This window comes from Mesorhizobium sp. M7A.F.Ca.AU.002.02.1.1, from assembly GCF_003998535.1.
Classification (GTDB): Bacteria; Pseudomonadota; Alphaproteobacteria; order Rhizobiales; family Rhizobiaceae; genus Mesorhizobium; species Mesorhizobium ciceri.
In genome coordinates, this window is record NZ_RZPB01000661.1 from 1 (window position 1) to 3390 (window position 3390).

At 63.5% G+C, this 3390-nt stretch carries 5 protein-coding genes; 4 read left to right on the forward strand and 1 reads right to left on the reverse strand.

The features are described from left to right. Together EN879_RS28910 and EN879_RS28915 are read left to right on the forward strand one after the other, a co-directional pair. Positions 1 to 402: GNAT family N-acetyltransferase (locus EN879_RS28910; protein WP_164774637.1), on the forward strand; the 402-nt coding region annotated here is incomplete at its 5' end. Between the two features lie 175 nt (positions 403 to 577). Beyond that, entirely contained in the window at positions 578 to 1777 is a 1200-nt protein-coding gene (locus EN879_RS28915) for a PLP-dependent aminotransferase family protein (RefSeq protein WP_032807972.1), read from the forward strand. Here the strand turns inward: EN879_RS28915 and EN879_RS28920 are convergent. Continuing rightward, the gene (locus EN879_RS28920) at positions 1754 to 2056 is read right to left on the reverse strand and encodes a hypothetical protein (protein WP_224621166.1); all 303 of its coding nucleotides are present in this window, start codon (positions 2054 to 2056) and stop codon (positions 1754 to 1756) included. The two genes, EN879_RS28915 and EN879_RS28920, sit on opposite strands and share 24 nt — an antisense overlap. 318 nt (positions 2057 to 2374) lie before the next feature. Between EN879_RS28920 and EN879_RS28925 the strand changes: the two genes are divergently transcribed. Beyond that, positions 2375 to 2803: a VOC family protein gene (locus EN879_RS28925; protein ID WP_013530756.1), complete on the forward strand. Its 429-nt coding sequence runs from the start codon at positions 2375 to 2377 to the stop codon at positions 2801 to 2803. Between the two features lie 186 nt (positions 2804 to 2989). Next, the coding region (locus EN879_RS28930) for a hypothetical protein (protein WP_127274411.1) at positions 2990 to 3390 on the forward strand (401 nt) is incomplete at its 3' end.

Genomic DNA, 3390 nt, shown 5'->3' on the forward strand with positions numbered 1-3390 from the left:
ATGCTGGCCGACGATCCGCTTGGCGCCGGCCGCGAGGACGCTTCCTTGCCGCTGGCGCAAGGTTATGTCGACGCTTTCAACGCCATCGACGCCGATCCCAATCAGCTGCTGGCGGTGGCCGTGGATGGCGGCGAGGTGGTCGGCACCTTGCAGGTAACTTTCCTTGCCGGGCTCTCGCGCAAGGGCGCGTGGCGCGGCCAGATCGAGGCGGTTCGGGTCGCCGGCCACAGGCGCTCGGACGGCATCGGCAGGCAGATGATCGAATGGGCGATCGACGCGTGCCGCGCGCGCGGCTGCGGCCTCGTTCAACTGACCACCGACAAAGGGCGGGCGGACGCGCATCGTTTTTACGAAAGCCTCGGCTTCACCGGCAGCCATCTCGGCTACAAGAAGAGCCTTTAGGCGGTCGGAAAACGCTGCAACACTTTTGTGGAACTGCTCGCGGCGTTCGAGCAGTGCGCCAGTGCTGGCGCATTCGGGAAACCGTTCAGGCACACTTCAATTCGCGGCCAAGAGGGGATATAGGTCAGTCAAGTTGACCTATATTGCAGCGTCGGGGAGGCGTGCCGTGACCCTTATGAACCTGTTGGCTTCGCGCTCGTCGCGCATGAAAGCGTCCGAAATCCGCGAGCTGCTGAAGCTGCTCGACCAGCCGGACATCATCTCGTTTGCCGGCGGTATTCCCGATCCGGCGCTGTTCCCGGCCGAGGCGATCCGCGACGCCTATGCCGATGTGCTGGGTGGCGCCGAGGCGGGCGCGGCGCTGCAGTACCAGGTCTCGGAAGGCTATCTGCCTTTGCGGCGCTGGCTCGCCGGGCAGATGGGCAAGCTCGGCGTCGCCTGCGACGAGGCCAACATCTTCATCACCTCCGGCTCGCAGCAGGCGCTGGATTATCTCGGCAAGCTGTTCCTGTCGCCGGGCGACACCGCGCTGGTGACGTGGCCGACCTATCTCGGCGCGCTGCAGGCTTTCAACGCCTATGAGCCGCGCTACGACCGGCTGACCCCGGCCGGCGGCAACATGACGCCCGATGCCTATCGCGCGGCGGCGGCCGCCAATGGCGGCAAGGCCAAATTCGCCTATCTGGTGCCGGATTTCGCCAACCCGACCGGCAACACGCTGAACCGTGAGCAGCGCGAGGCGGTGCTCGACCTTGCCGGCGAACTCGACATCGCCGTCATCGAGGATGCCGCTTACCGCGCGCTGCGCTATGACGGCGAGGGCGAGCCGCCGATCCTGGCGCTCGATTGTGCCCGGTCCGGCGGCATCGACAAGGCGCGCACGCTCTATTGCGGCTCGTTCTCGAAGATCCTGTCGCCGGGCATGCGGGTCGGCTGGGTGTGCGCGCCGCGCCACATTGTCGAGAAGCTGGTGCTGATGAAGCAGGCTTCGGACCTGCACAGCCCGTCGATCAACCAGGTGGTGATGCATCGCGTCGCCGAAGCCGTGTTCGAAGGCCAGGTGGAAAAACTCATCGACGCCTATCGCGAGCGCCGCGACGGGCTGCTCTCGGCACTGGAAGCCCACATGCCCGAAGGCGTGACCTGGAGCCGCCCGGAAGGCGGCATGTTCGTCTGGGTGACACTGCCGGAAGGGGCCGACGCCACCGAGCTTCTGGCTCGGTCGGTGAAGGAAGCGCGGGTCGCCTTCGTGCCGGGCAACGCCTTTTATGCCGATGGCACCGGGCGCAACACACTGCGGCTGTCCTTCACGCTCGCCGACCGGCGCGCGGTGAGCGAAGGCATTCCAAGGCTAGCCGCCATCCTGAAGGGATAGGCCGGCGCTGGAAGCCGGCTTTTCCTCCGCCGTTACAGTCACCAGCCGCTCAAGCTTTGAAAGCCTGGTGCGAGCGAGCTTGCGGACCGGCCTTTCGAAACCTTCTTCGCCGTTTTCGACGACGAAGACCAAGGTCATGAAATCGAGCATGAATTCGTCGATGGCTGCCGCGACCTCGCGCGACCTGCCCTTGAACCGGCGCAGCAGAGCGGTTGCTTCCTCGATATCGTCGACACCGGCGCTGTCGACCAGCGCTTCGAGCCTCTGAAAACAATCCAATCGCAATTCCTCCCACCGCGCCACCAAACCCGGTTGCGAGCGGAAGGTTCCAAACTGTGAGTGGTCTCGCGAAGAAATCGCCTCCACTGCTTGAATTCCGCGGACGGGCCATCGGCAATTTTTTTGTTCGGGTGGAACCTCCGCGGCCAACAAAGGTTCTTACCAGGTCTGATCCCCCCTCAGACCCCTGAAGGCTAGACATGCTTTCCAAAGGCCCGCCGGATCCCCTCCCGGTGGGCCCTTTGTCTGCTGGGAAGTATCCGCATTGACGACGCCCTATCCCAACCTAAATTCGAACCCACACGAGGAGGCGTTTTCATGGAAACCCAGGAATTGCATCGCGGCCGGCTCATCGACCACATCCAACTGGTGGTCAGAAACCTCGCGGCCAGCCGGCGTTTCTACGAGGCGGTCCTGCAGGCGCTCGATGTCCCGATCGGCGGTAGCGGCGCCGACTTTTTCTGGGCCGACGAGCTGTTTGTCTCCACTGCCGACAGCCGGGCCGCACAGGGAAAACTCACCGGCCGCCATCACCTGGCTTTCCAGGCAAGGGACCACGCCATGGTCGACGGCTTCTACAAGGCCGGGCTGGCGGCCGGCGGCACGGACAATGGCGCGCCGGGCGAACGGCCCTATCACCCCGGCTATTACGCCGCCTTCCTGCTCGATCCGGACGGCAACAACATCGAGGCCGTCCATCACGGCCCGCATCGTCGCAGCGCCGCTTCGGTGAAGATCACCTTCTAAGCTGCCGATATTCAGCCGGCCGGGATCGCGGACGCATGGGCGATGCTGGAGAGAGGCTGCCTTGCGTTGCCAGATCGGTGGCCCCGATGCTAACCGTGCAAATGGCGGGCGGGAATCGGTCCCGAAGCAACGTCCGCCACAAATTTTCAATAAAACTCCCCTTACCCCCGTGGAGATATTTTTTTTATGCAAAACCCAGCAAGGGCGATCTGTGCCGCCACGCTTCTATTTGCAATCGGGGCCGTTGGCCTCACAAGTATATCATCTTTTGCTTATATTTCATCGGCGCAGGCCCAGGAGGAATATCTTCCGACCGAGAAGGATTTTGTCGGCAAATGGAAACTCAACGGCGGAGCCATCCGGCCGCCGCGCGATATGAAGGATGCGCCGACACCGGAACAGGAAGCGGCCGCCAGTGAGTTCCAGCAGACGGTGACCGCGTTTTACGGGGCGTTCGATTATCTGGAGATCACGGCGGACGGCCGCTACAATTTTCACCAGCCCGGGGATCCGACGTCGGGGCCTTGCGTCTGGTGCGGAACCTGGTCGTTCAGCAAGAGTTCGGCGTGGCTCGAGCTGGATACGGC

Excerpts from the sequence above, each read along its gene's own strand:
- EN879_RS28915 (WP_032807972.1), top strand. The coding sequence starts at position 578 with ATGAACCTGTTGGCTTCGCGCTCGTCGCGCATGAAAGCGTCCGAAATC.
- EN879_RS28925 (WP_013530756.1), top strand. The coding sequence starts at position 2,375 with ATGGAAACCCAGGAATTGCATCGCGGCCGGCTCATCGACCACATCCAA.